General features: G+C 68.7%; 6 protein-coding genes. 3 read left to right on the top strand and 3 right to left on the bottom strand.

The genetic code is table 11. The features are described from left to right. From ACTIFU_RS23500 to ACTIFU_RS23490, 3 genes are all read left to right on the top strand, one after another. Positions 1–186: DUF3489 domain-containing protein (locus ACTIFU_RS23500; RefSeq protein ID WP_439580755.1), on the top strand; the 186-nt coding region annotated here is incomplete at its 5' end. Between the two features lie 11 nt (positions 187–197). After that, on the top strand, positions 198–401 hold the full coding sequence (locus tag ACTIFU_RS23495; protein ID WP_439580754.1) for a hypothetical protein: 204 nt from the start codon (positions 198–200) through the stop codon (positions 399–401). Positions 402–543: 142 nt separating this feature from the next. Next, positions 544–738 (top strand): hypothetical protein, encoded by a 195-nt coding sequence (locus ACTIFU_RS23490; protein ID WP_439580753.1) that lies wholly within the window; start codon positions 544–546, stop codon positions 736–738. A 25-nt stretch (positions 739–763) separates the two neighbouring features. Here ACTIFU_RS23490 and ACTIFU_RS23485 read toward each other — a convergent pair whose 3' ends face one another. From ACTIFU_RS23485 to ACTIFU_RS23475, 3 genes are all read right to left on the bottom strand, one after another. Continuing rightward, entirely contained in the window at positions 764–1,006 is a 243-nt protein-coding gene (locus ACTIFU_RS23485; RefSeq protein WP_439580752.1) for a DUF7220 family protein, read from the bottom strand. 30 nt (positions 1,007–1,036) lie between these two features. Then, the gene (locus tag ACTIFU_RS23480) at positions 1,037–1,759 is read right to left on the bottom strand and encodes a hypothetical protein (protein ID WP_439580751.1); all 723 of its coding nucleotides are present in this window, start codon (positions 1,757–1,759) and stop codon (positions 1,037–1,039) included. Between the two features lie 60 nt (positions 1,760–1,819). Beyond that, positions 1,820–2,233, bottom strand: a 414-nt coding sequence (locus tag ACTIFU_RS23475) for a DNA methyltransferase (protein ID WP_439580750.1), incomplete at its 5' end; no start/stop codon positions are given.

Raw genomic sequence — 2,233 nt, 5'->3', positions numbered from 1 at the left:
CCCGAGGGCGTGACGATCGCCCAGATCATCGACGCCACCGGCTGGCAGTCGCACACCGTGCGCGGCTTCCTCGCCGGACTGAAGCGCAAGGGCATCACCGTCGAGGTGGTCGAGCGGGTACGTCAGGTCGGGCCCAACAAGGAGGGCGCGAAGGGGTCCTACTCCGTGTATCGGATCGCGGGTTGAGGTTGCGGACGATGAGCGAGTTCATCCTGCGCATCCGGACCAGCGGGCCGGCGTTCCAGAACTGCCCGACCGCGGAGATCGGCCGCATCCTGCGCCGGCTTGCCGACGACCTCGACCAACACCGCTTCGCCGGCGCCTGGCCGCGCCCGCTGCACGACAGCGACGGCACTCGGGTCGGTCAGGCGGAGTTCGTGTTCACCCCGCCCGAGGGTTGATCGCCGGCACTCACGCCGCCGCTCGCACACCGCGGGCGGCGGTGCTGCGTTCGGCAAGAACGCAATGTTATGATCGCGCACTCAGCTTGGCTGTCCGCTGCACCAGCGCGAATGGTCGCCCGTCACGACGATGGAGAGGACCATGACGGACTTCACCCTGACGCCCGCGGAGGACGGCATCCTGGCCGCAGCGATGGACGAGGCGCTCAGGCTCCGGATGAGCGACGACCGCACCATCGAGCACGTCGCGACCGCGATCCTCGGTGAGATCACCACCGACTCCGCCACCGCGTGGCGCCTCGCATCGCGCGAGTTGGATCGGCGATTCCCGCGTTGATGCCTCTGTAGGATCACCGCCGGGTTCAACGCCCGGCGGTGATCGTCTTGAACCGGCGCACCCGGATCATCTCGAACAGGCGTCGCAGCGCGTAGGACCGCGCGATTGATGCCACCGTGAAGATGGCGCCGATCAGCACATGATCGCCGACCGACACCACGATCCCGAACAGCGGGAACACCGCGAGTTGCGCCAGCAGCGCCACGCCGAAGCCGACCACCACGTTGGTCGTCGCCTCGACCAGCGACATGGTCCGCGACTGTCTCATGCCGTCGCCTTCATCGATGGCCGCGCGCACTCAAGGCCCGTGGCGAGGGGACCGTTTGCCAGAGCCGGCAGCCGGCTTCACGACCTGCAGGAAGAGTTCGTGGATGCGGTCGCTCAGCGGGTGCCCGGCCGGCAGCCCGACATGCTCCGCCTGCGCCCGCAGCGCCCCCATCCAGCCCGTGCGGTCGCGCGGGCACGTGGGGCCTCGATCCCGCTGGTCGCCAGTGAAGTAGATGAACAGCAATCTCGCCGCGACACCGTGGCTGCGCAGGAAGTTCAGCGCCGCGATGCGGTTGCAGTACTGGTAGTACCCGGTGAGCCAATCACGGTCCGGTGCCACACCGAGCGCCTGCTTGGTGCGCTCCATCGTCCGCGCGATCCGAGGCCGCCCACCATGCTCCCTCGCGTTGCAGGACGACCTGATCTCCTCGAGGTTCGCCTTTGCCTCGACGAGCAGCCACTCCCACAGCCCGTCGACCTGAACCTGACCGACAGCGTCCCAGTTCTGCACGTTCCCCGAGCTGGGCCACGCCTCTCGCCACGCGGCCTGCAGATCCGTGCTCTCGGCCAGGAAATCGAGACCCTTCCACTCGCCTTCCTGCCGGCTGTCGGGCTGATCAAACGGGAAGTCGCACCAGCGCACGGCCGATGCGCCCGTGACGGTGGCCACCTCCCGATCGAGCAGGGTCCGGTGGCGCCCCAGGAACACGAGCAGATGCCACTCGCTTCCGTACCCGTTGCCGATCTTCGCCATCCAGCAATCCTCCGGTTCCTCAGGTCCGGGCAGATTACTGCACGCCGCAGGGCGCAGGCTTCACGCCGCCGCGGATGCCGACACTCGCACCGAGCGCGTCATTGCGACGTCGGCGAACACGCGATCCTCGCCCGCGAGCACGGCCGTCCCGCCCGTGAGACGCTGCCACCGCTCGATCGTCACGTCGCAGTAGCGCGGATCGATCTCCATCGCGAGGCACACACGGCCGGTGAGCTCGGCGGCGATCAGCGTGGTGCCGCTGCCGAGGAACGGATCGTACACCGCCTCGCCGAGCGCGCTGTTGTTCACGATCGGCCGGCGCATGCAGTCGAGCGGCTTCTGCGTGCCGTGCACCGTCTCGGCGTCGTCCTCCGCGCCGACCATGGCGATCTGCCAGAGCGTGGTCTGGTCGCGCGCGCCCTGCCAGTGGCCGGTCGCACCCTTGCGCACCGCGTAGAGGCACGGCTCGTGCTG

The organism is Elioraea sp. (assembly GCF_051860475.1).
Taxonomy (GTDB): Bacteria; Pseudomonadota; Alphaproteobacteria; order Acetobacterales; family Acetobacteraceae; genus Elioraea.
This window is presented reverse-complemented; position numbering and strand designations above follow the sequence as displayed.

What these genes read in the sequence shown, in the direction of transcription:
- ACTIFU_RS23495 (WP_439580754.1), top strand. Translation starts at nt 198, where the DNA reads ATGAGCGAGTTCATCCTGCGCATCCGGACCAGCGGGCCGGCGTTCCAG.
- ACTIFU_RS23490 (WP_439580753.1), top strand. Translation starts at nt 544, where the DNA reads ATGACGGACTTCACCCTGACGCCCGCGGAGGACGGCATCCTGGCCGCA.
- ACTIFU_RS23485 (WP_439580752.1), bottom strand. Translation starts at nt 1,006, where the DNA reads ATGAGACAGTCGCGGACCATGTCGCTGGTCGAGGCGACGACCAACGTG.
- ACTIFU_RS23480 (WP_439580751.1), bottom strand. Translation starts at nt 1,759, where the DNA reads ATGGCGAAGATCGGCAACGGGTACGGAAGCGAGTGGCATCTGCTCGTG.